Raw genomic sequence first — 20,131 nt, forward strand, 5'->3', positions numbered from 1 at the left:
CTCTCAATCCAGGGAAATGTTGAGCGACTTGATCACGCCGGCCCAGCGCGCGCGATCGTCGTCGATGAACTTGTTGATCTCGGCCTGGCTGCGCGGGCGCAGCGGCGGAAAGCCGATTTTCACCAGCGAGGCGCGGAAGGCCTCGTCGCTCAGGGCGCGGTCGAGGCTGGCGCCGACCTTCTGCGCGATATCGTCCGGCAGCTTCGCCGGTGCGGCGACGCCGAACCAGACGCTGACGCGGTAGTCGGGATAACCGCTCTCGGCGATGGTCGGCACGTCAGGCAGATCCGGGCTTCGCTTTTCCGAGCTCACGCCCAGCGGCCGCAGCAAACCGGCCTTGACCGGCGGCAGTGCCGTGCTCAGGGTGTCGAACATCAGCTGGATGTTGCCCGACAGCAGATCGGTCAGCGCGGGCCCCGCGCCCTTGTAGGGCACGTGCACGATGTCGACGCCGGCCACCTGCTTGAACATCTCGCCCGCCAGATGGATGGTGCCGCCGATGCCGGCCGAGCCGAAATTCAGCTTGCCCGGATTTTGCTTGGCGTAGGCGACGAACTCCGCGACCGTCTTTGCAGGCACCGACGGATGCACCTCCATCACCACGGGCAAATCCGTGATCAGCGCCAGCATCCGAAAATCCTTCACGGGATCGTAGGGCAGCTTCTTGTAGAGCATGGGATTGAGCACGAAGATCGAGGCCGCCGTGACGAACAGCGTGTAGCCGTCGGGCTCCGAGCGCGCCACCGCCTCCGCGCCGATCGCGCCCTGCGCGCCCGCCTTGTTCTCGACCACAACGGCCTGCTTGAGGTCGCGGCCGAGATATTCGCCGACCAGTCGACCGAGCACATCCGTCGGCCCGCCCGCGGCATAGGGCACCACCAGCTTGATCGGGCGCGTCGGATAGTCGGCCGCCCCGGCCTGCGGTGCAGCCATCAGCGCCGCTGCAAGTCCGAACAATACTGCACGCCATCTCATTGCCGTTTCCCCAATTGTTCTGTGCCCGGACACTAACGGATTGCGCGGTCTCTGCAATCCGGTTGCACAATCGCGATTGCATACCTGCAATCAGCCGAGCCACCACTTGCCCGCGACCATGACGATTTCGCCGCAGGCGACGCCGGCGAAGATCGAGCGCTTGGTGGCGAGGAACACCGCGAACCCCGCGACCACGGCGCCGTAGCGCAGCAGGTCGGGTACACTGGCGAGCGCGCCCGGCGGCTGCACCAGGATCTGCGCAATGACGCCGGCGAGGATGGCGGTCGCCACCGCCCTCACCCACACCAGCACTTCCGAACCCTCGTCGATGCCGCTGACGAACCAGAGGCCAACCATGCGCCAGACCTCGTTGGGCAGGAAGCCCGCCACGACGAGGAGCAAGAGCGCGTGCCAGTCGCCGACAAAGCCGCTCATGCCCGCCCCCGCCACCAATGTGCGCCATAGGCGATCGTGCCCGCCGCCACGCCGGAGATGAGGATGTCGACGCCGGTGTGAAACATGGCGACCAGCGGATACAGTGCGAGTCCGAGCGTCAGCGCCAGGATGTCGGCGATCGCCGTGCAATTACGCGCGGTCGACAGCAGGAAGGCGAGCGGCGTCAGCATCAGGATCCCGGCGGCAAACAGCGTCGGCAGCTTGGCCGCGAGCTCATAGCCCAGCGTGGTCGCGATCAGGCACACGATGACGAGGCCGCAACCCAGCCCGTGCACGAAGGCGATGCGCCGCTCGCGCGGCACAAGCGGCAGCAGGCGATAGCACTCGACCCACAGCGTGACCGCGATGAAATGGGCCGCCAGCACCAGGTGGCGCCGCCTGGTCTGCGGCATGCGCAGCATCGGCAGCACCGACACCACCATCGGAAACAGCCGGATCGCACTCAGCGTTACGGCAATCGCCGCCTGCACCGCGGTGGCGCCGGAGCCCAGCGTCGAAATCAGGATGATCTGCGCCGGCCCCGCCCACACCAACAGCGTGCTCAGCAGCGCCCAGAGCAGGCTGAAATGCGTGTCATGCGCCAGCGCACCGATGCCGAGATAGGTCGCAAACAGCACCAGCGTCAGCACGGTCGAGGTGACCGCGCTCATCCCCCACGCAAAGGCGCGGACGGGACTCTTCCATTGGGGCGAGTCGAGTGGCGGCAGCCGCATGGGAATGCTTAACGCCGATGGGCGAAGCGGCGTCAAGCGAAGGTGCGTCGGACCAGTCATGCAGTCATTCCGGGACGCGCGAAGCGCGAACCCGGAATCTCGAGATTCCGGGTCTGGTCCTTCGGACCATCCCGGAATGACGAACCAAGATACTCACGCCCTGTTCTTGAGCACGAAGCACGCCCCGCCCGCCTTGCGGATGCGATTGCAGAGATCGTCCGCCTCTGGTCGCGTGTCGGCGCCGAAGCGCACCTGGTAGAACAGCGCCGGGCCGCGGCTGCGCAGGCGCGAGGTGAGGATACTCGGGTCGCGATTGCCGATCACGCTCGAAAGCCGCGTGACGGCGCGCCCGTACATCGCCAAAGCCTTGTCGCGGGAGAAGCCCGCGGCGAGCTGCACGCCCCACACCTTGGCGGCGGCGAGCGTCACGCGCTGCTCGAGCCCGGCGATGAAGGGATTGGGCGCCTGCTTCAAGAGCGCCATCAATTCGCGGCAGCTCGAGGTTGGCATGCGCTCCGGCTGCTTGCCGCCCTTGCCCGCCTTCGCCCAATCCTCCACCGACGAGCCGGTTATCGCGTACACATAGTTCCGCGTCTCCGCCGGCATCCCCCCGGTGCCCGCGAGCCATTCCTGCACGCGGCGCGGGCCGGCATTGTAGGCGGCAGCTGCGAGACCGAGATTGCCGAACTGCCCGCGCAGCTCGGCCAGGAACTCCGCCGATTTCGGCAACGCCTGCACGGGATTGAAGGGATCGAGCAGTCCGCGCTCGCCCGCGGTACCCGGCATGAACTGCGCAATGCCCTGCGCGCGCTGGCCGCTCCGCGTCACAGGTCCCACCGCGTCGGGGCGGAAGCGGCTCTCCTGCCAGATCACGCGCGCGAAGAATTCCAGCGGCAGGCTTGCCTCCCGCGCCGCGGATTCGATCATCAGGCAGATCGACTCGCGGGTATCGGATTCGCGCCCGGCCGGCGGCGGCGACGGATCCGCCGGCTCCTCGAAACCCAGCTGCGCCAGGCGCTGTGGCTGCTCCGCCAATGCGCGTGTAGCCGGCAGCATCGCCAACAGGCACAGAAAGCCGCAGAGAAGCAGGCCTGTTCGCATCGCTATCCCGCCAAGGCGCTCCAGGTGGCTACGACGCATCATGTCCCGGCACCGTTCATGGGCGCAACACGCCACGTGACCGGCCCGCGTTGCCACCGGTTCCGGAGCCGTCCGGTTTACGTTAACGCGACAAATCGCCCGCCGCGCCCCTCTCCCGCCAGCCGAACCGTCGTAAAGTTGCACTTCGATTACGGGAGACGACCATGCAGGACCGACGCCAGAGCGGACGCGACAAGGTGCTTTTCGGCGGCGTCGCCGAAATCAACGAGCGCGGCTCGACGATGGATTGCGTGGTGCGCAACATCAACGACCGCGGCGCCTGCGTCGAGATCGACGAAACCGCGAAGCTACCCGAGAACCTCAGCCTCAACATCCCGCGCAAGGGCCGCTCCTTCCTCGCCCGGATGATCTGGCGTCACGCCAACCGCGTCGGCCTCGCCTTCCGCACCATGGTGACGGACCCGCAGTCCAACGATCTCGACGAGCGGCTGCGCCGCAGCCAGATCAAGCAGCGCCAGCTCAAGCGCCGCATCAAGGAATTGCTCGGCGAAGGTTGAGCGCCGTCCTATTCGATCACCCGCTCCGCACGCGCCAGGACCAGCGGCGGCACGGTCCAGCCGAGTTTCTTCGCCGTCACGGTATTGATCACCAGCGCGAATTTGGTCGGCTGCTCGATCGGCAGATCGGCCGGCCTGGCGCCCTTGAGGATACGATCGACATAATAGGCGGTGCGGCGCAGCTGGATGCCATCATCGACGCCGAGGGTGAACAGCGCGCCCGCTTCGGCGAACAGCGCGAAATCCGACGTCACCGGCAATCCGGCGTCGAGCGCCATCGCCACGATCCGCTCGCGATAGCTGGTGAAGACGGGCTGCGCGACGATTGCCTCGGCGCCGTCGCGCTTCATCTGCTCGATCAATGCCGCATCGACGGCGGCAGGGCCGTCCACAAGCCGGGTCAGCGATTTCATGCCGATCTTTTCCGCTGCCAGCGCAGTCTCGCGCGCGAAGGTTGGACCGTTTTGATCGCTTGACGATCCGAGGAACGCCACGGTCCGCAGCTGCGGCCGGATCTCGCGCAGCAGTTCCAGCCGCTTGCCCGCGAGTTCGGGGCCGGTGTTGGAAACGCCGGTGATGTTGCCGCCCGGATTGGACAGGCTCGGCACGATCCCGGTTGCGAGCGCGTCCGCCACCATGATCACGATGGGAATGGTCTTCGTCGCTTCCTTGGCGATGTGCGCCGCCGGCGTCTGCCACACGACGAGGATATCGACCGGCTTGGCGACAAGCGCCTCGATGATCTCGCGCGTGCGCTGCTTGTTGCCGTCGGTGAAATGCGTCTCGAGCCGGATGTTCCTGCCCTCGACGTAGCCGTAGTCGCGAAGGCCCTGCCGCAAATCCTCGGCCCGCATCTGGATGGCAGGCGATCCCCAGGTAACGAAGCCGATCTCCGTCATGCGGGCCGGCAGTGCCCGGGCCGCAATCGGCCAGACCGCCGCGCCGGCGGCCAGGTTCATGAAATCACGCCGCTTCACGCGTCCCGTCCCCGCCAGTGAATCTCCGCTTCCTGGACGGCCATCCTAGAGCGTTTTCAAGCGAAGTGGATACCGGTTCGCGTGAAGAAAACGCATCAAATCAAGAATCTAGAGCTTCGGTTCTGATTCAATCAGAACCGAAAAATGCTCTAGGCGGCGTTCCCGGCGATGAACAGGACCGGCTGGTGCGGCAAAAAGAAAGCCGGTGCATCGCACCGGCTTCCTTCACTTCGTGGATGGCTTCAGACCTTGACCAGCGGTCCGCGCGAGGGCGGGACCTTGGACCCGCCGCCGCCATTGGAACCGCCCGGCGGTCTTGGCTTGCGCGGCGGACCGCTCCGTTTCCGCGCGCCCGGCAGCTTTTCGGGCTTCGGCGTGACCGGGCCCTCGACGAATTCGAAGCCGATCTTGTCCTTCCCCGTCGTCTCGTCCTTGACCAGCACGACGCGAACGTGGCCGCCGCCCTTGAGTTGGCCGAACAGCACCTCGTCGGCAAGCGGCTTCTTGATGTGCTCCTGGATCACGCGGGCCATCGGCCGCGCGCCCATCTGCTCGTCATAGCCGTGCGCGATCAGCCAAGCCTTGGCCGGTTCCGACAGCTCGATGGTGACGTCGCGGTCGGCGAGCTGCGCCTCGAGCTGGAGGACGAACTTCTCCACCACCATGCCGATCACGTCGGCATTGAGATGGGCGAAGGAGACGATGGCGTCGAGCCGGTTGCGGAACTCCGGCGCGAACTGCCGGTTGATCGCCTCGTGGTCGTCGCCTTCACGCTTGCTGCGGGTGAAGCCGAACGCCTGACGCGCCAGGTCGGCCGCGCCCGCATTCGTGGTCATGATCAGGATCACGTTGCGGAAATTGACCTGCTTGCCGTTGTGATCGGTGAGCCGGCCGTGATCCATGATCTGCAGCAGCACGTTGTAGAGATCGGGATGCGCCTTCTCGATTTCGTCGAGCAGCACGACGCAGTGCGGATGCTGGTCGACGCCGTCGGTCAACAGGCCGCCCTGGTCGAAGCCGACATAGCCGGGAGGCGCGCCGATCAGGCGCGACACCGTATGCCGCTCCATGTATTCGGACATGTCGAAGCGCAAGAGCTCCACGCCGAGCGAGGCGGCGAGTTGCTTTGCCACTTCGGTCTTGCCGACTCCGGTGGGGCCGGAGAACAGGTAGCAGCCGATTGGCTTTTCCGGCTCGCGCAGGCCGGCGCGCGCCAGCTTGATCGAGGCGGAGAGCGATTCGATCGCCTTGTCCTGGCCGAACACGACGCGCTTCAGGGTCTGCTCGAGATGCTTGAGCACTTCGGCATCGTCCTTCGACACGCTCTTGGGCGGAATCCGCGCCATGGTCGCGATCGTCGTCTCGATTTCCTTGATGCCGATGGTCTTCTTGCGCTTGTTCTCGGCGACCAGCATCTGCGCCGCACCGGACTCGTCGATCACGTCGATCGCCTTGTCGGGCAGCTTGCGGTCGTGGATGTAGCGCGAAGACAGCTGCACCGCGGCCTCGATCGCCTCATTGGTGTATTTGAGGCGATGATAGTCCTCGAAATACGGCTTGAGGCCCTTGAGGATCGCAATCGCGTCCTCGACCGTCGGCTCGTTGATATCGATCTTCTGGAACCGCCGCACCAGCGCGCGGTCCTTCTCGAAGTGCTGCCGGTATTCCTTGTAGGTCGTCGAGCCCATGCAGCGGATGGTGCCGGAGGCGAGCGCCGGCTTCAGCAGGTTGGAGGCGTCCATCGCGCCGCCGGAGGTCGCCCCTGCCCCGATCACGGTGTGGATCTCGTCGATGAACAGGATGGCGTTCGGGTGCGCCTCCAGTTCCTTCAGGACCTGTTTCAGACGCTCCTCGAAATCGCCGCGGTAGCGCGTGCCCGCGAGCAGCGTGCCCATGTCGAGCGAGAACACGGTGGCAGCCGCCAGCACTTCCGGCACTTCCGAGTCGACGATGCGCTTGGCGAGGCCTTCGGCGATCGCGGTCTTGCCGACGCCGGCATCGCCGACGAACAGCGGGTTGTTCTTCTGGCGCCGGCACAGCACCTGGATGGCGCGGTTGATCTCGGCATTGCGGCCGATCACCGGATCGATCTTGCCGTCGCGCGCCTTCTTGTTGAGATTGACGCAATAGGTGTCGAGCGCCTCGCCCTTCTTCTTGGAGTCATCGTTGCCCTTGGCTTCGGTCTCCTCGTCGACGCCGCGCACGGGGCGCGCCTCGGAGACGCCGGGCCGCTTGGCGATGCCGTGGCTGATGTAGTTGACGGCGTCGTAGCGCGTCATGTCCTGCTCCTGCAGGAAGTACGCGGCATGGCTCTCGCGCTCGGCGAAGATCGCGATCAGCACGTTGGCGCCGGTCACTTCTTCGCGACCTGACGATTGCACATGGATCACCGCGCGCTGGATCACGCGCTGGAAGCCCGCGGTGGGCTTGGCGTCATCGCCCGAATCGGTGACGAGGTTCTCGAATTCGGTCTCGAGATAATTGACGAGGCTGGTGCGCAGCTTGTCGAGGTCGACGCTGCAGGCACGCATCACGGCAGCCGCATCGGAATCGTCGATCAGCGACAAAAGAAGGTGTTCGAGCGTCGCATATTGGTGGTGGCGCTCGTTGGCGATCGCCAGCGCGCGATGCAGGGATTGTTCAAGGCTCTGGGAAAAAGTTGGCATTCGCGTCCTCTGTAGCCCCCACCATCATGATCGCCATTACCCGGTCAGGCAACAACAACCTTTCTCGTCCTGGGTCATATAGTTATGCCCGATCATGGCGAAAGCCCGGTCCGAAAACAGCTGTTTTCTTCTGGAATCATTCGCAACGCCGTCACGCTGACCCGACACCCCGCAATACACCGGGGTGCCGTCCGTTTCGTCTGGCGATTTCGATGCAAGACCCGTTCCGATTTTGCCGGACCGGCGGAAATACGAACTACTTCTTTTCCATCACGCACTGCAGAGGGTGCTGATGCTTGCGCGCGAAATCCATCACCTGCGTCACCTTGGTCTCGGCGATCTCGTAGGTGAACACACCGCACTCCCCGATTCCGTGATGGTGGACGTGGAGCATGATCTTGGTCGCGGCCTCGACGTCCTTGTTGAAGAATTTCTCCAGCACGTGAACGACGAACTCCATCGGCGTGTAGTCGTCGTTGAGGATCAGCACCCGATAGAGATTCGGGCGCTTGGTCTTCGGCTTGACCTTGGTGATGACCGACGTCGAGGGGCCGCTCGGCCCTCCCGGCTTCTCGTCATTGCCCATTCGGGGGTTGGACGCGGCAATGAGAGACGGAAAGATGATTGAAGCTGATTGCAACATGGCGCAGGCGTTCGAATTCCCCACGGTAAACCGGACAGCGCTGCCATGACGCCCGAAAGGACGCCCCTTGCGGAGCTTTCTCGCGGGTTCCCGGACACACTTCCCTGGATCGCCGTTCCCTCGGGCACGACCCCGTCATGCCCAACCGGTGACATGAATATGGGTCCGCTGCCTGCCCGCCGCAAGCGCGCCGTTTGCGCCTGCCGACCGGCCGATTCTCGGGTCCGGCGACCGATCCCAAGGTTAATCAATCCTGCCCGGTTTGACAAAAAAATGGAGTGTGAATTTAGCGGGGCATTGACGGTGCCGGAGGCTTTCCCGGCCGATTCGCCCCTTCCCGGCAGTTGAATCGGCATTTCTGCGATCCGGTTTACCAGCCATTCAGCGGGCCGCGCCGAACTAGCGGGGTTTAGAACCCAAATTCGGTGACAGTCATGTCTGGTGCATACGTCTTCCGCAGGTTTCGCGCGGCCGCCGGCCGGTTCATCGGCGCACGTGAAGGCAATATCGCGGTGATTTTCGCCCTTTCGGCGATCCCGATCATCAGCTTCGTGGGCGCAGCGATCGACTATACCCGCGCCAACGCCGCGCGCTCCTCGATGCAGGCCGCCCTCGACTCCACCGCGCTGATGCTGTCGAAGGACCTCACCTCGGGCACGATCAACTCGTCGCAGATCACCGCCAAGGCGACCGCCTATTTCAACGCGCTCTATAACAACAAGGACGCGCTGGATGTCTCGGTTACCGCGACCTACACCCCGCCGAGCGGGTCCACGGCGGCGACCATCAAGCTCGACGGTTCCGGCAAGATCGTGACCGACTTCATGCGCGTCGCGGGCTTTCCGAACATGAACTTCAACACCTCGTCGACCACGACCTGGGGCAACGTCCGCATGCGCGTCGCGATGGTGCTCGACGTCACGGGTTCGATGGCCCAGGACGGCAAGATGGACGCCATGAAGCCGGCCGCCAAGGCACTGGTCGACCAGCTGAGCGGGATGGCGGCGACGGCGGGCGACATCTACATCTCCATCGTGCCCTTCGCCAAAGACGTCATGATGGGCTCGAGCTACAAGAACGCGACCTGGATCGACTGGACCGACTGGGACAACAGCAACGGCACCAACACCTGCACCGGCTGGAACAGCTGGGGCAGCTGCAACAAATGGACGTGGACCCCTGCCAGTCATAACACCTGGACCGGTTGCTTCACCGATCGCACCCAGGACTACGACACCAAGAACACGGCGCCGACCACGGCCAACACCGCGACGCTGTTCCCGGCCTCGCAGTATTCCTACTGCGACACCAACGGCGCCCAGATCAAACCGATCATGCCGCTCAGCTATGACTGGGCCGCACTGAAGGCCAGGATCGACTCCCTGGTGCCGACCGGCAATACCAACCAGGGTATCGGCCTTGCCTGGGGATGGATGACGCTGACCCAGAGCGATCCCTTCAACGCCCCGGCAAAGGATGCGAACTACGTCTACAAGGACGCCATCGTGCTGCTGTCGGACGGCTTGAACACGCAGAACCGCTGGTACAACAACGCCAACCAGATCGACGCGCGGCAGAGGATCCTGTGCGACAACGCCAAGGCCGCCGGCATCACGATCTACTCCATCCAGGTGAACACGGGCGGCGATCCCACCTCGGCGGTGCTGCAATATTGCGCGAGCAACACCAGCAGCTTCTACCTGGTCACCTCGGCCTCGCAGACGGCCTCGGTGTTCAACCAGATCGGCACCCAGCTCTCCAAGCTGCGCGTCTCGAAATAAGCGCAGCTCGACGCCCAACAAAAAAGCCCGGCTCGCGCCGGGCTTTTTCATTTCAACAGAAGCGAAGCGATCAGTTCGAAGCCGGCGTGAACTTGGCCACCAGGCCTTCGAGCGGCTTGAAGGTCTGCTTGGCGAGATCGCTGTAGAGGCCGGCGATCTTCTGCGCGTCGGTGACGAACGTCTCGTAGGCCGAGCGCGCGTAGTCGCTCTGCGCTTCCAGCACCTTGTCGAGCGACTTCACGCCCGAAAGCTTCTCGGCGAGCGATTTGGTCTCTTCGAACTGCTTCTTGGCGTACTCGCCATAGGCGTTAGCGATCGCGCTGATGCCGCTCTGGAACGCCGTCGCGTTGGCAGTCGCCTGCTCGAACTGTTCCTTGCCGTAGCTCTGGATGTCGTCGAATTTCACCATCATGGAGTCCTTTCCCAGACTGAATGTATTTCCTGTCCGGAGATCCCGGCTCCGTGACACCGACTCATATATGCCGCGCTGCACAAAAAATCAACAGGAATTTGTGCATCGCACAAGACCGGCCGCAAATTTGGCAGAAGTCCCGCCGGATTGCGCAACGGTTCCTTAATCTTTTGGAAACTCGCGCCGCCTAACCTCTCCTGTGGACTTGTTCGCCTTCCGGCAGACGCCGAAAAAAGCGTTTGTACACAGCGCCTTAGCTAGAATAGCGGTGCGATTGGCCAGCCCGGCTTAAGCCAAAATCCGGATCGGCCGCTCGCGCAGGGTAACCGTCGCCGTCCGTTGGGCACAATTTTGCCTCACGAACCGGTGATCAAGACAGAAAATGGGACGGGGAAGTTTATGCTTCGCACCACCTTGGCTTCCTCGCGCGCGTTGCGAGCGTTTGTTCTCGGACTGATTACAGTCTCCACTGCCATCATCTTCACCACAGAGAGTGCCGACGCGCGCCGTTACCGCGGGCGGCACCATGTACAGGCGCGGTCGAGCTACAGCCCCGCCTTCGCCTCCATCATCGTCGACGGCAATTCCGGCGCGGTGCTGCAATCGACCAATCCGGACGCCAGCCGCCGCCCCGCTTCGCTCACGAAGATCATGACGCTTTACCTCCTGTTCGAGCGTCTCGAGGCCGGCAAGATGACGCTCGACACGCAGTTGCCCGTGTCGGAGCATGCTTCGGAACAGGCCCCGACCAAACTCGGGCTCAAGCCCGGCCAGACGCTGAAGGTCGAAGACGCCATCAAGGGACTGGTCACCCGTTCGGCCAATGACGCGGCCGTAGTCGTCGCCGAAGCGATCGGCGGCGACGAGAGCGAGTTCGCCAGGATGATGACGCGCAAGGCCCGCGCGCTCGGCATGAGCAAGACGGTTTATCGCAACGCCTCGGGCCTGCCCAACGACGAACAGATCACCACAGCGCGCGACCAGGCCACCCTCGGCCGGGCGATCCAGGACCGCTTCCCGCGCTACTACCGCTACTTTGCGACCTCGACCTTCGTCTACAGGGGCAACTCGATCCGCAACCACAACCGCCTGCTCGGCAACGTCGAAGGCGTTGACGGCATCAAGACCGGCTACACCCGCGCTTCCGGGTTCAATCTCGTCAGCTCGATGCGCCGCGGCAACCGCCATCTCGTCGGCGTGGTGCTGGGCGGCCGCAGCGGCAGCTCGCGCGACGCCACCATGCGCAGCCTGCTCGCCGAGAACCTCGAAAAGGGCGCCACCAAACGCACCGTGGCCGCCATCACCGAGCGCAATCCGGGCGAAACGAAAACCGAAGCCGCCGACGCCGACGCTTCCAAGGCGACGGTGCAGGTCCAGGGCGCTGTACAGGTCGCCGCTTCCGCCGAGCCGGGTCTCGATGCGATGGCGGTCACCCGCTCCGTAGCGCCTGCCAAGCCGTCGCTGATGGCAGCCGCGGCCGCCGCCTTGCCGCCTCAGCCCAAGGCCGAAGTCCAGGCCAAGCCGGAGCCCGCCCCGCTCACCAGCGGCGTGATCCAGACCCAGCAACTCGCCGCAATTCCCGGCTCCGCCGAGCCGATGAAGCCGGTTCGGGTCAGGACGGTCCAGGTCAAGGCCGGCCCGATGAAACTTGCCTCCGCCGGCCCCGCCCAGCCCACCCCGCCTGTTGCGACCCATGCGATCCCGCCGCGGGCCGAGGTCGCCGAGACCTCCAACGCCGTGGTGGCAAAGGTCGAAAAGGCCGAACCCGCCAAGACAGAACCTGCCAAGACCGAGACTGCCAGGACAGAATTCGAGCGGCCGGCGATCGTCCGCCCGGACCGCGCCGGGATCGCCCTGCCGCCGCAGCCGCCGGGCCATGGCACCGGCAATGGCGTGCTTGGCGTTCTGCCGTCCTCCGGCGCCGCGCCTGCCGCGGCCCCCACACAGGCCATGGCCTACGCGGAGCCCGCCAGATCGCAGCCGCCGGTTCAGGCCGCACCGCCGCAGGCCGTGCAGCAGAACGGCGCCATCAAGCCTGTGGTGCCCGCCTCGGCGCGCACGGGCTGGATCGTGCAGGTCGGCGCGCTGGAAAGCGAGAGCGAGGCCATGCAGCGCATCGAAGCCGCCAGGAGCCAGGCGCGCGGCATGCTCAACAAGGCCGACCCCTTCACCGAGCCGGTGGTCGCCAAGGATAACCGCAAGCTGTTCCGCGCCCGCTTTGCCGGGCTCGAGCGCGATCAGGCCGAGGCGGTGTGCCGTGCGCTGAAGCGCGCCGACATTTCCTGCATCACGGTCCGCAACTGACCTTCCCTTCACGGGACTGACGAGGAAGGCCGGGGCAAATCCCGGCCTTTTTCTTTGGCCGTCACACTTCGGATCGCGTCCGGCCCTCCCGGCGCAAACTTCTCGTCAAGAATTTACGGTTAAATTTCGGAAAATGGCTTCCGCCACGCCGGGCAACGGCGGGCGGCCGGCCACGGGGCGTCGATCAGAGGACAGCAGCTTTGTGGCGTTGGTAGCGTGCCGGAGTTAGCTGTGATGCGTGCGAAGCAGAGTATCCTTGGCCTCGTTTACACGGGCGGCGAGATACGTCGACCCCCCCTGGTCGGGATGCAATTTCTTCATGAGGGCGCGGTGCGCGCGGGCGATGTCGTCGCGGCTCGCCCCCGGTTGCAGGCCAAGGATCTGATAGGCCTCCTCCGTCGTCATTTTGCCGCTCGCCGCCGCGCGGCGCTGCCCCCCTGTCCCGTCGCCCTGCGCGTTCTCACGCCAGGCGGGAAACCGGCGGTCAAGATAGCTTTCAAGTAAGGCTACGCTTTCGGCATCGAAGGCCGGCGCCATCGCCAGCAGCTGGGCGAGATCAAATTCGCCGAGCGAGCGGCCGGCATGTTCGCCGGCCACGATGGTTCCCGACAGTTCGCCGCTGTCATGGTCGAGGCTCATGTCGAGGAAGGCCGAGCGCACCCGCGAGCTCTGTCCCGCCGAGCGCTGGCCGCCGCCGAACAGGCCGCCGAGACTGGAAAAGCCGGACGGGCCGAACGGTGCCCAGCCGAGAAGGCCGGCGCCGAAAATGCCGAGCGGAATGGCGACTGCCAGCTCACCCCGCAGCCCGGTATAGGCAGCGACCGCCAGCGACACCACGCCGCCGACGATCTTGATCGCACGCGCCAGCATCGCCGGACTGGCGGCGCGGAACATCTGCAGCAGCAGATAGAGAACGACAACGGCGACGACGCCGGCAACTAGCGTGGGCATGATTCAAGTATAGTGATGTCGGCAGCGAAAAGCATGGCCGTCGGGCGCGCCCGGCCCATCACTTCATCTGGCTGAGCAGCGCAGCCGCACCGCTGCTCCGCGACAGCCTCAGCGCCTCGCGCCCGCCGGCGGCATAGGCCGCCGCCGCCCGCAGCAGCTCGCGCAGCTGCGCCGCCGCGCCCGGGTCGAAACGGCACCACGCCCCGCCGGTCAGGCGCGCGATCTCGCGGAAAGCCTGTTCGGCGGCGGGATCGTGCCCCTCCTGGAACATGAAGGCCGGCACTTTCAGCAGGCCGAGCTCGCCTGCCCTGGCGCAGAGATCGTCGACGCTCTCCTCCATTGCATCGCCGACGAATACCAGCGCGCGCACACCGGAGGCGACCGCCTCGCGCCGTGTTTCGGAAAGCACCTTGCCGATCTGGGTGTTGCCGCCCTGGCAATTGATCTTGCCCATCAGCCGGGCCAGCTGCGCGGAGTCGGAAATCCACCCCGTGGCGCGGCACTCGCCGAGCCCGCGATAATAGACGAGGCGAATGTCGAGGCTGCCGAGGGCGGCCGCTTCGCGAAACATGTCCGCCTGCAGCGCACAGGCCATGTCCCAGGTCGGCTGCCGGCTCATGGTGGCATCGAGCGCGAACACCAGCCGGCCGCGCGCGCCCGCGGCATGCGGCGACATGGCGCGCGCCCTTGCGACAAAGGCGGCAATGTCATCGGCACTCGACGCGCGCCCTTCGGGCAGCGGACTGTCCTTGCGCGAAGGCACTTCGCTGCCGGATTTCGGTTTGGTCGGCTCAGTGGCCATGCGCGCTCGCGGGTCTGGCTGCACGCTCTATGTGGGACGGGAATTTGACGCGGTCAATGCGCGCGCCCAAACGCCATTCGTCTCGCGGAGAACCAGGACGCCGTCAGTTGGCGACTTTTGCCGTCTTGCCCTGCGGCGGGGCGTAGAGCGAGACCGGGCCGGGCTCGGTCAGGACCTTCGGCACCGTCTTCGACGTATCGACCGGCGCAATCGCGCTGTCGGTGGAGTCCAGGAACCTGTCGAGCATGGACTGGATCGAGGACTTCGCCGCGTCCGGGCCGGTGTCGCGCATGTCGTTGTGCTGGAAGCCGGTGTCGACCACGGTGATGCCGGCCTTCTCGCACTCCTCCGCATCAGGAACGACGCCGGGATCGGGCTTGAACTGGTTGTCCTTGGAGCGGAACGACAGGATCTTGAACTTGCCTTCGGTCAGGAACGGCACGCGAAGATTGTCCAGCGTCACCACCTTCTTGATGTCGTCCGGATACTGCTTGGCGAAATACATCGAGATATCGCCGCCCATCGAATGACCGACCATGGTCAGCCTGTCGTAGTCGGCATTGGGCTGGATCTTCCTCATCTCCTCGACGGCAAACTTGATGTTGGCGACGCCGCGCTGAATCTGCGGCAGGCGGCCGACATAGAGTTCGCCGGCCCTGGTCACCATCGGCGGATCGGTCGGCAAATCGTGCTGCGGGGCGACCACCAGATAGCCGCGCGCCGCAAACGCGTTGGCGAGGAAGGAATACTCGGTGTGCTTGACGGTGTTGCCGTGATTAATGATCGCGACCGGCAGCTTGATCAACCCGGCCTCTGCCTGCATTTGCCTGTCGCGCCGCACGGCGATCTCAACGGCAACAAGGCGATTGTCGCGCGACACATCGTGAAGTGCGACGGTCTCGTGCCTGATCGCCCACTTGCTGGCGGTGAAATAGGCAACGACCAGAAGCGCGGTCAACGAAAGCAGAACGGCAATTCCACGTTTCATCTTATCCTCGGCGCAACCCCTGTTTGGGCATATTCCATTTTCGGGACTCTGCGGGCCCTTGTCCATAATATATGTCACGCTGACGTGACGTGAAGTCCAATTCTTGTGAATAGGGCGCCCGGCTCTTGTGCGCCGCACCTACGCCTTGGGTGCTTGTCTCCTTCATTACGACGGAACCAGTCAAAATTCGGTTCGAATGCCTCCGTAAGAAAACGGGGCCCCGGCATCCCGGTTCCCCAGCCCTCAGGTATGGCGATACAGTCGTCGGTCATGCAGGTCCGTAGATGACCAGCTTGAGGGCCGGATCGTCATTGGCCTGAAAACTTGCATATTCGAAACGGAGCCGGCCCTTCTTTGGATGGTTGAGGGATTTTCGACCCGCCGCCATGCCGCTCACATCGTGCGCCCCCCACCAGCCCTCGAATTCCGGGCAACCCGCGCGCAGCCGCGCCAGCAGATCGCGGAAGGCGGGGTCTCCGGCCCAGAGATCATGGGTGGCGCGAAACTGCGCCACCATGCGCCTGGCCTCATCGGCCCAACCCGCCCCGAATAGTCGACGCGTCGCCGGATTGGTAAGCACCGATATCAGCGTATTGCGGTCGGCCACCGGCAGGCGGCTGAACGCGAACAGTTCGTCGGCGGCTTCATTCCAGGCGAGCACGTCCCACCGGCGTCCGGTCACGTAGGCCGGCAGGTTGAGATTCTCGATCGTGCGCCGGACCGCATCCGGCACCGCTTCCGGCACGAAGGGACGGCGATCGCCGCCCTCAGTCAGCGCGCGCAGATGCGCGTGCTCGGCCTTGCCGAGCTTGAGCGCCCGCGCCAGCGCATCGACGGTTGCAACGGACGGGCTGACGCTGCGGCCCTGCTCGAGCCGGATGTACCAATCGACGCCGATGCCGGCGAGTTCGGCCACTTCCTCGCGCCGCAGGCCCGGCGTGCGCCGCCGGCGCCCCTGCGGGAGCCCGACCGCCTTCGGGCTCAGCTTCTGGCGCCGCGAGCGCAGGAAGTCGCCGAGTTCGCTTTGTCGCGCGCCGCCAGCCGCCATGTGCCTGTTCCCCGTCGGAAGGGTGTTATTATCCTAGGATAATACCAGGTCTGAATAACCGCAACCGAACCGGTCAGGATGGTGCGCCCACCCCGACCGAACGAGAGTGCCGATGAAAGCTGCCATCCTGAAGACCTTCGGATCGAACCTCGCCATCGAAGACGTCGCCGAGCCGGCACTCGGCACCGGCGAGATCATCGTCGATGTCGCCGCCTCCCGCGTGCTGCCCTATTCCAACGAGGTGTTCAGCGGCGAGCGTCAATACCTGCTGGACCTGCCCGCGGTGCCCGGTCCCGGCGCGATCGGGCGCGTCCGCGCGACCGGGCCCGACGCCACCCGTCTCAAGCCGGGCGACTGGGTCTATTGCGATCCCACCGTGCGCTCGCGCGACAATGTGCTGGCACCCGACATCACCCTGCAGGGCCTGAGCGTGCGCGGCGACGGCGGCATGCAGTTGCAGAAGTATTTTCGCGACGGTGCCTGGGCCGAGCGCATGCGCGTGCCGACCGAGAACGCGATCGAAATCGGTCCGATCGATGCCGGCGCAGCAGCCTCATGGTGCGCCATGGGTACCTGTCTCGTCCCCTACGGTGGGTGGGTCGCGGCCAATCTTCGGCCCGGCGAGAGCGTGCTGGTGAGCGGAGCCACCGGCAATTTCGGCAGCGCCGCAGTGGCCGTGGCACTGGCGATGGGGGCCTCCCGGGTGGTCGCGCCCGGCCGCAATGAGACCATGCTGGCCGATCTGGTGCGCCGCTTCGGCAGCCGCGTCCTCCCCGTCAGGCTCACCGGCAGCGAAGCCGACGACCGGCAGCGGATGCTGGCGGCTGCGCCCGGCCCGATCGACTGCGTCATGGACATAATGCCGCCGCAGGTCGCCACGGCCACCGTTCGGGCGGCGCTGATGACGGTGCGGCAGAACGGTCGCGTGGTGCTGATGGGCGGCGTCGGCATGCACGGCGGCGCCGGGCTGGACCTGCCCTATCCCTGGATCATGCGAAACTGCATCACCATCCATGGTGTCTGGATGTACCCCCGCGAGGCGATCCCGCGCATGATCGGGCTGGTCCGCTCGGGCCTGCTCGATCTCGGTCAGTTCGCGGTGACAGAATTCCCGCTGGCGCGCGCCAATGAGGCCGTAGCCCATGCCGCAGCCAATGGCGGACCGTTCAGAATGACGGTGCTGAAAGCTGGATAAGCCTCTGAAATACCAGGAAGCTCAGGCGCCCAAGCTCGAGCGCTTACGCGCCGAGGATGTCGTGGACTTCCAGCGGCTTGTCCACGGAGTTGAACCACTCGGTGCGATTGGCGGCGCGGCGGCGGCCGCGCTCGTCCAGCGGCAGCTTCAGCTGCCGCAGCAGGCTCGTCACCTCCTCGCGGGCGGTGACGTGACCGAGATTGGGCCTTGTGCCGAGGGTTGCTTCATCGATGTCGTCGAGCGCGGTCAGTCCCCTCGGGAAGAACTCGCGATAGACCACGCGCTCGGCAAAGCCGTCGACCGAGCGGAAACCGAGGCGGAATGACAATTCGTTGAGGCCCTCGGCGACCAGCTGCTTGTTGCGCGAACCGATCATCGAAAGGCGGTTGCGCACCACGATCCAGTCGGAACTCGCACCGTCGAGCTGGCGGCGCTTGCGGCGGGTGTCGCGCACCATCTCGGCATAGTGGCTTTCGCCGGTCACCGCGTAGGTCTGCGGATCGACCGTGCCGAGCACGTCGAAATCGAGGAAGCTGTCATTGATCGGCGTCACCAGCGTGTCCGCCATCGAATGCGCCAGGCGCATCAAATAGCTGTCCGTACCGGGCGTATCGATCACGATGAAGTCGAAGGTGCGCTCAACCGCACTGACGGCATCGGTGAACTGCTGCAGCTCGGAATTCTCGTTGTCGGCGACGTGCATGGTCAGGCCCGCCTTGACGCAGCGGTGCACCGGCAGCTCGAGTTCGAGACCGGTCCGGCGGGCCCAGGCCTGGCGGTTGTTGATGTACCGGGTAAAGCTCTGCTGGCGGCAGTCGAGGTCGATAGTGGCGACCCGCTGGCCGGCTTTCATCAGGGCGACAGCAATATGCAGGGCGGTGGTGGACTTTCCCGAACCGCCCTTTTCGTTGCCCAGCACCACGACGTGTGCCGAACCGGACTGCCCCTGACTGGCCTGCACGAGCATGACTCAACCCCTGACACATCTTCGAGACAGGCTTTACCGCGGTCAAGCGAAATGCACGGTAAACCCCTCGAATTACTATAACTACGCGCATAATCCTGAATCATGTGTGCGTCAGGTCACGCCTTTGGTTCATTTTTTTCGTTGCCGGCGCATCTCAGCCGTGTCCGCCGGCAGCTTGGCGCTGCCCGACTCGCCTTGGTAAGGTCCGCCCTCCCCACCACAAGCCGGCAAGGCCGACGGCCTGCCCGCCACCAACCGCCCCGAGCCCCGATGCCACGCAATCCCATGGTCGCCCGTACCGTCCCCGCCCTGCGCCGCGCGCTCGAGGGCCTGCGCGCCCGCAAGGCCAGCGTCGCGCTGGTCCCGACCATGGGTGCGCTCCATGACGGACATGTGTCTTTGGTCCGGCAGGCCAGGAAACGGGCGGGAAAAGTCGTTGTTTCCATCTTCGTCAACCCCACCCAGTTCGCCCCCACCGAAGACTTCGGCTCCTATCCCCGCACCTGGAAGGCCGACCTCGAAAAGCTTGCCGCCGAGCGTGTCGAGCTAATCTGGCATCCCGATGTCAAAACCATGTACCCGGAGGGATTTGCGACTCGAATTTCACCGGAAGGCCCGGCCGTCGCCGGCCTCGAGGACCGCTTCCGTCCGCACTTCTTCGGCGGCGTCGCCACCGTGGTGGGCAAGCTCTTTACCCAGGTCCGCCCCGATATCGCGGTTTTCGGCGAGAAGGACTTTCAGCAGCTTCGGGTCGTGACCCAGATGGCGCGCGACCTCGACCTCGGCGTCAGGGTGATCGGCTCGAAGACCGTGCGCGAGCGCGACGGCCTGGCGATGTCCTCGCGCAACGTCTACCTCTCGGCCGAACAGCGGCGGGTCGCCCCCACCCTGCACAAGGCGATGAAGGCAAGCGCGGCGCGGATCCGCGCCGGCGAGGAGATCGCGGCCGCCTTGGCCGCAGGCGAGGAGATGATCCGCAGCGCCGGCTTTGCGCTCGACTATCTGGAAGCCCGCCACGCCGAGACGCTGGCGCCCATCGCCTCGCTGGGGGAAGGTCCGATCCGGATGCTGGTGGCCGCAAAGCTCGGCACCACCCGCCTGATCGACAACATCGGGGTGTAATCGGCCCTACAGCAGACCGAGGTCGCGCAATTCGCGGCGCATCGGCTCCGGCATGGCGGCAACGCTCTTCTCGGCGATCTTGCCGAGATCCGGCGGTGCGTCGCCGGGCTTGAGATAGCGCCAGCCCTGGAACGGCCGCATCGGGCGCGGCGATACTGCGATCACCTTGGGCTGCATGACGATGCGGCAGCGGCCGATGCCGTCCTTGTCGCGGAACGGCTCGATCGCGATGATCTTTTCGCGCGCTGCGACCTCACCGCGGATCACCCAATAGAGCGAGCCGCCGGCGAGGATCTCCCCGTCGCGCTTCGGCGTCATCCGAGTGATGTGGACGTGGCGCTGCGGCAGGCCCTTCTTCTTCGCCGTCGCCATCCGTTCGGCAACCCACTCCTTGAGTTCCCGGACTGAATCGCAACCGACGGCAAGCTTGATGAGATGAAGCGGCATGCCCGCTAGTTAGCGGGCAATGGCGG

General features: G+C 65.2%; 19 protein-coding genes. 5 read left to right on the forward strand and 14 right to left on the reverse strand.

Annotation, left to right across the window (positions count from 1 at the left end; genetic code table 11):
* Positions 1 to 3: 3 nt before the first annotated feature.
* The 4 genes from HZB49_RS02195 to HZB49_RS02210 form a co-directional block, all read right to left on the reverse strand.
* Complete coding sequence (locus tag HZB49_RS02195; RefSeq protein WP_291608811.1) at positions 4 to 975, reverse strand: tripartite tricarboxylate transporter substrate binding protein; 972 nt, start codon at positions 973 to 975, stop codon at positions 4 to 6.
* 90 nt (positions 976 to 1,065) lie between these two features.
* Positions 1,066 to 1,410, reverse strand: coding sequence for an AzlD domain-containing protein (locus HZB49_RS02200; protein ID WP_291608812.1), 345 nt, complete (start codon positions 1,408 to 1,410; stop codon positions 1,066 to 1,068).
* On the reverse strand, positions 1,407 to 2,144 hold the full coding sequence (locus HZB49_RS02205) for an AzlC family ABC transporter permease (protein ID WP_291608813.1): 738 nt from the start codon (positions 2,142 to 2,144) through the stop codon (positions 1,407 to 1,409). The genes HZB49_RS02200 and HZB49_RS02205 overlap by 4 nt, the downstream gene beginning before the upstream one ends.
* Before the next feature lie 153 nt (positions 2,145 to 2,297).
* Positions 2,298 to 3,071 (reverse strand): transglycosylase SLT domain-containing protein, encoded by a 774-nt coding sequence (locus HZB49_RS02210; protein ID WP_291609093.1) that lies wholly within the window; start codon positions 3,069 to 3,071, stop codon positions 2,298 to 2,300.
* A gap of 377 nt (positions 3,072 to 3,448) precedes the next feature.
* On the opposite strand from HZB49_RS02210, the gene HZB49_RS02215 reads away from it, so the two are divergent.
* Positions 3,449 to 3,802 (forward strand): PilZ domain-containing protein, encoded by a 354-nt coding sequence (locus tag HZB49_RS02215; protein WP_291608814.1) that lies wholly within the window; start codon positions 3,449 to 3,451, stop codon positions 3,800 to 3,802.
* Between the two features lie 8 nt (positions 3,803 to 3,810).
* Here HZB49_RS02215 and HZB49_RS02220 read toward each other — a convergent pair whose 3' ends face one another.
* The 3 genes from HZB49_RS02220 to clpS all read right to left on the reverse strand — a co-directional run bounded on the left by HZB49_RS02220 (position 3,811) and on the right by clpS (position 8,031).
* The gene (locus HZB49_RS02220) at positions 3,811 to 4,779 is read right to left on the reverse strand and encodes an ABC transporter substrate-binding protein (protein WP_291608815.1); all 969 of its coding nucleotides are present in this window, start codon (positions 4,777 to 4,779) and stop codon (positions 3,811 to 3,813) included.
* Positions 4,780 to 5,021: 242 nt separating this feature from the next.
* Positions 5,022 to 7,445 (reverse strand): ATP-dependent Clp protease ATP-binding subunit ClpA, encoded by a 2,424-nt coding sequence (gene clpA, locus HZB49_RS02225; protein WP_291608816.1) that lies wholly within the window; start codon positions 7,443 to 7,445, stop codon positions 5,022 to 5,024.
* A 256-nt stretch (positions 7,446 to 7,701) separates the two neighbouring features.
* A complete protein-coding gene (gene clpS, locus HZB49_RS02230; RefSeq protein WP_291608817.1) occupies positions 7,702 to 8,031 on the reverse strand; it encodes an ATP-dependent Clp protease adapter ClpS in 330 nt (109 codons plus the stop codon).
* A 491-nt stretch (positions 8,032 to 8,522) separates the two neighbouring features.
* Here clpS and HZB49_RS02235 point away from each other — a divergent pair, with 491 nt between their 5' ends.
* Positions 8,523 to 9,869, forward strand: coding sequence for a pilus assembly protein TadG-related protein (locus HZB49_RS02235; protein WP_291608818.1), 1,347 nt, complete (start codon positions 8,523 to 8,525; stop codon positions 9,867 to 9,869).
* A 70-nt stretch (positions 9,870 to 9,939) separates the two neighbouring features.
* On the opposite strand, the gene HZB49_RS02240 is transcribed toward HZB49_RS02235, so the two are convergent.
* Positions 9,940 to 10,278 (reverse strand): phasin family protein, encoded by a 339-nt coding sequence (locus HZB49_RS02240; RefSeq protein WP_291609094.1) that lies wholly within the window; start codon positions 10,276 to 10,278, stop codon positions 9,940 to 9,942.
* A 402-nt stretch (positions 10,279 to 10,680) separates the two neighbouring features.
* Between HZB49_RS02240 and HZB49_RS02245 the strand changes: the two genes are divergently transcribed.
* A complete protein-coding gene (locus HZB49_RS02245; RefSeq protein WP_291608819.1) occupies positions 10,681 to 12,585 on the forward strand; it encodes a serine hydrolase in 1,905 nt (634 codons plus the stop codon).
* A gap of 225 nt (positions 12,586 to 12,810) precedes the next feature.
* Here HZB49_RS02245 and HZB49_RS02250 read toward each other — a convergent pair whose 3' ends face one another.
* From HZB49_RS02250 to HZB49_RS02265, 4 genes are all read right to left on the reverse strand, one after another.
* Positions 12,811 to 13,536, reverse strand: coding sequence for a DnaJ domain-containing protein (locus tag HZB49_RS02250; RefSeq protein ID WP_291608820.1), 726 nt, complete (start codon positions 13,534 to 13,536; stop codon positions 12,811 to 12,813).
* A gap of 58 nt (positions 13,537 to 13,594) precedes the next feature.
* Positions 13,595 to 14,338, reverse strand: coding sequence for a VWA domain-containing protein (locus HZB49_RS02255; protein ID WP_291608821.1), 744 nt, complete (start codon positions 14,336 to 14,338; stop codon positions 13,595 to 13,597).
* A gap of 103 nt (positions 14,339 to 14,441) precedes the next feature.
* A complete protein-coding gene (locus tag HZB49_RS02260; RefSeq protein ID WP_291608822.1) occupies positions 14,442 to 15,326 on the reverse strand; it encodes an alpha/beta fold hydrolase in 885 nt (294 codons plus the stop codon).
* A gap of 268 nt (positions 15,327 to 15,594) precedes the next feature.
* Entirely contained in the window at positions 15,595 to 16,374 is a 780-nt protein-coding gene (locus HZB49_RS02265; protein ID WP_291608823.1) for a helix-turn-helix transcriptional regulator, read from the reverse strand.
* Positions 16,375 to 16,486: 112 nt separating this feature from the next.
* Here HZB49_RS02265 and HZB49_RS02270 point away from each other — a divergent pair, with 112 nt between their 5' ends.
* Positions 16,487 to 17,569: a zinc-binding alcohol dehydrogenase family protein gene (locus HZB49_RS02270; RefSeq protein WP_291608824.1), complete on the forward strand. Its 1,083-nt coding sequence runs from the start codon at positions 16,487 to 16,489 to the stop codon at positions 17,567 to 17,569.
* A 43-nt stretch (positions 17,570 to 17,612) separates the two neighbouring features.
* Here HZB49_RS02270 and HZB49_RS02275 read toward each other — a convergent pair whose 3' ends face one another.
* Complete coding sequence (locus HZB49_RS02275) at positions 17,613 to 18,536, reverse strand: division plane positioning ATPase MipZ (protein WP_291608825.1); 924 nt, start codon at positions 18,534 to 18,536, stop codon at positions 17,613 to 17,615.
* 270 nt (positions 18,537 to 18,806) lie between these two features.
* On the opposite strand from HZB49_RS02275, the gene panC reads away from it, so the two are divergent.
* Complete coding sequence (gene panC, locus HZB49_RS02280) at positions 18,807 to 19,658, forward strand: pantoate--beta-alanine ligase (RefSeq protein ID WP_291608826.1); 852 nt, start codon at positions 18,807 to 18,809, stop codon at positions 19,656 to 19,658.
* A gap of 6 nt (positions 19,659 to 19,664) precedes the next feature.
* Here panC and HZB49_RS02285 read toward each other — a convergent pair whose 3' ends face one another.
* Complete coding sequence (locus tag HZB49_RS02285; RefSeq protein WP_291608827.1) at positions 19,665 to 20,105, reverse strand: DUF1489 domain-containing protein; 441 nt, start codon at positions 20,103 to 20,105, stop codon at positions 19,665 to 19,667.
* Positions 20,106 to 20,131 lie beyond the last annotated feature (26 nt).

This window comes from Bradyrhizobium sp., assembly GCF_016219575.1.
In the GTDB taxonomy this organism is placed as follows: domain Bacteria; phylum Pseudomonadota; class Alphaproteobacteria; order Rhizobiales; family Xanthobacteraceae; genus Bradyrhizobium.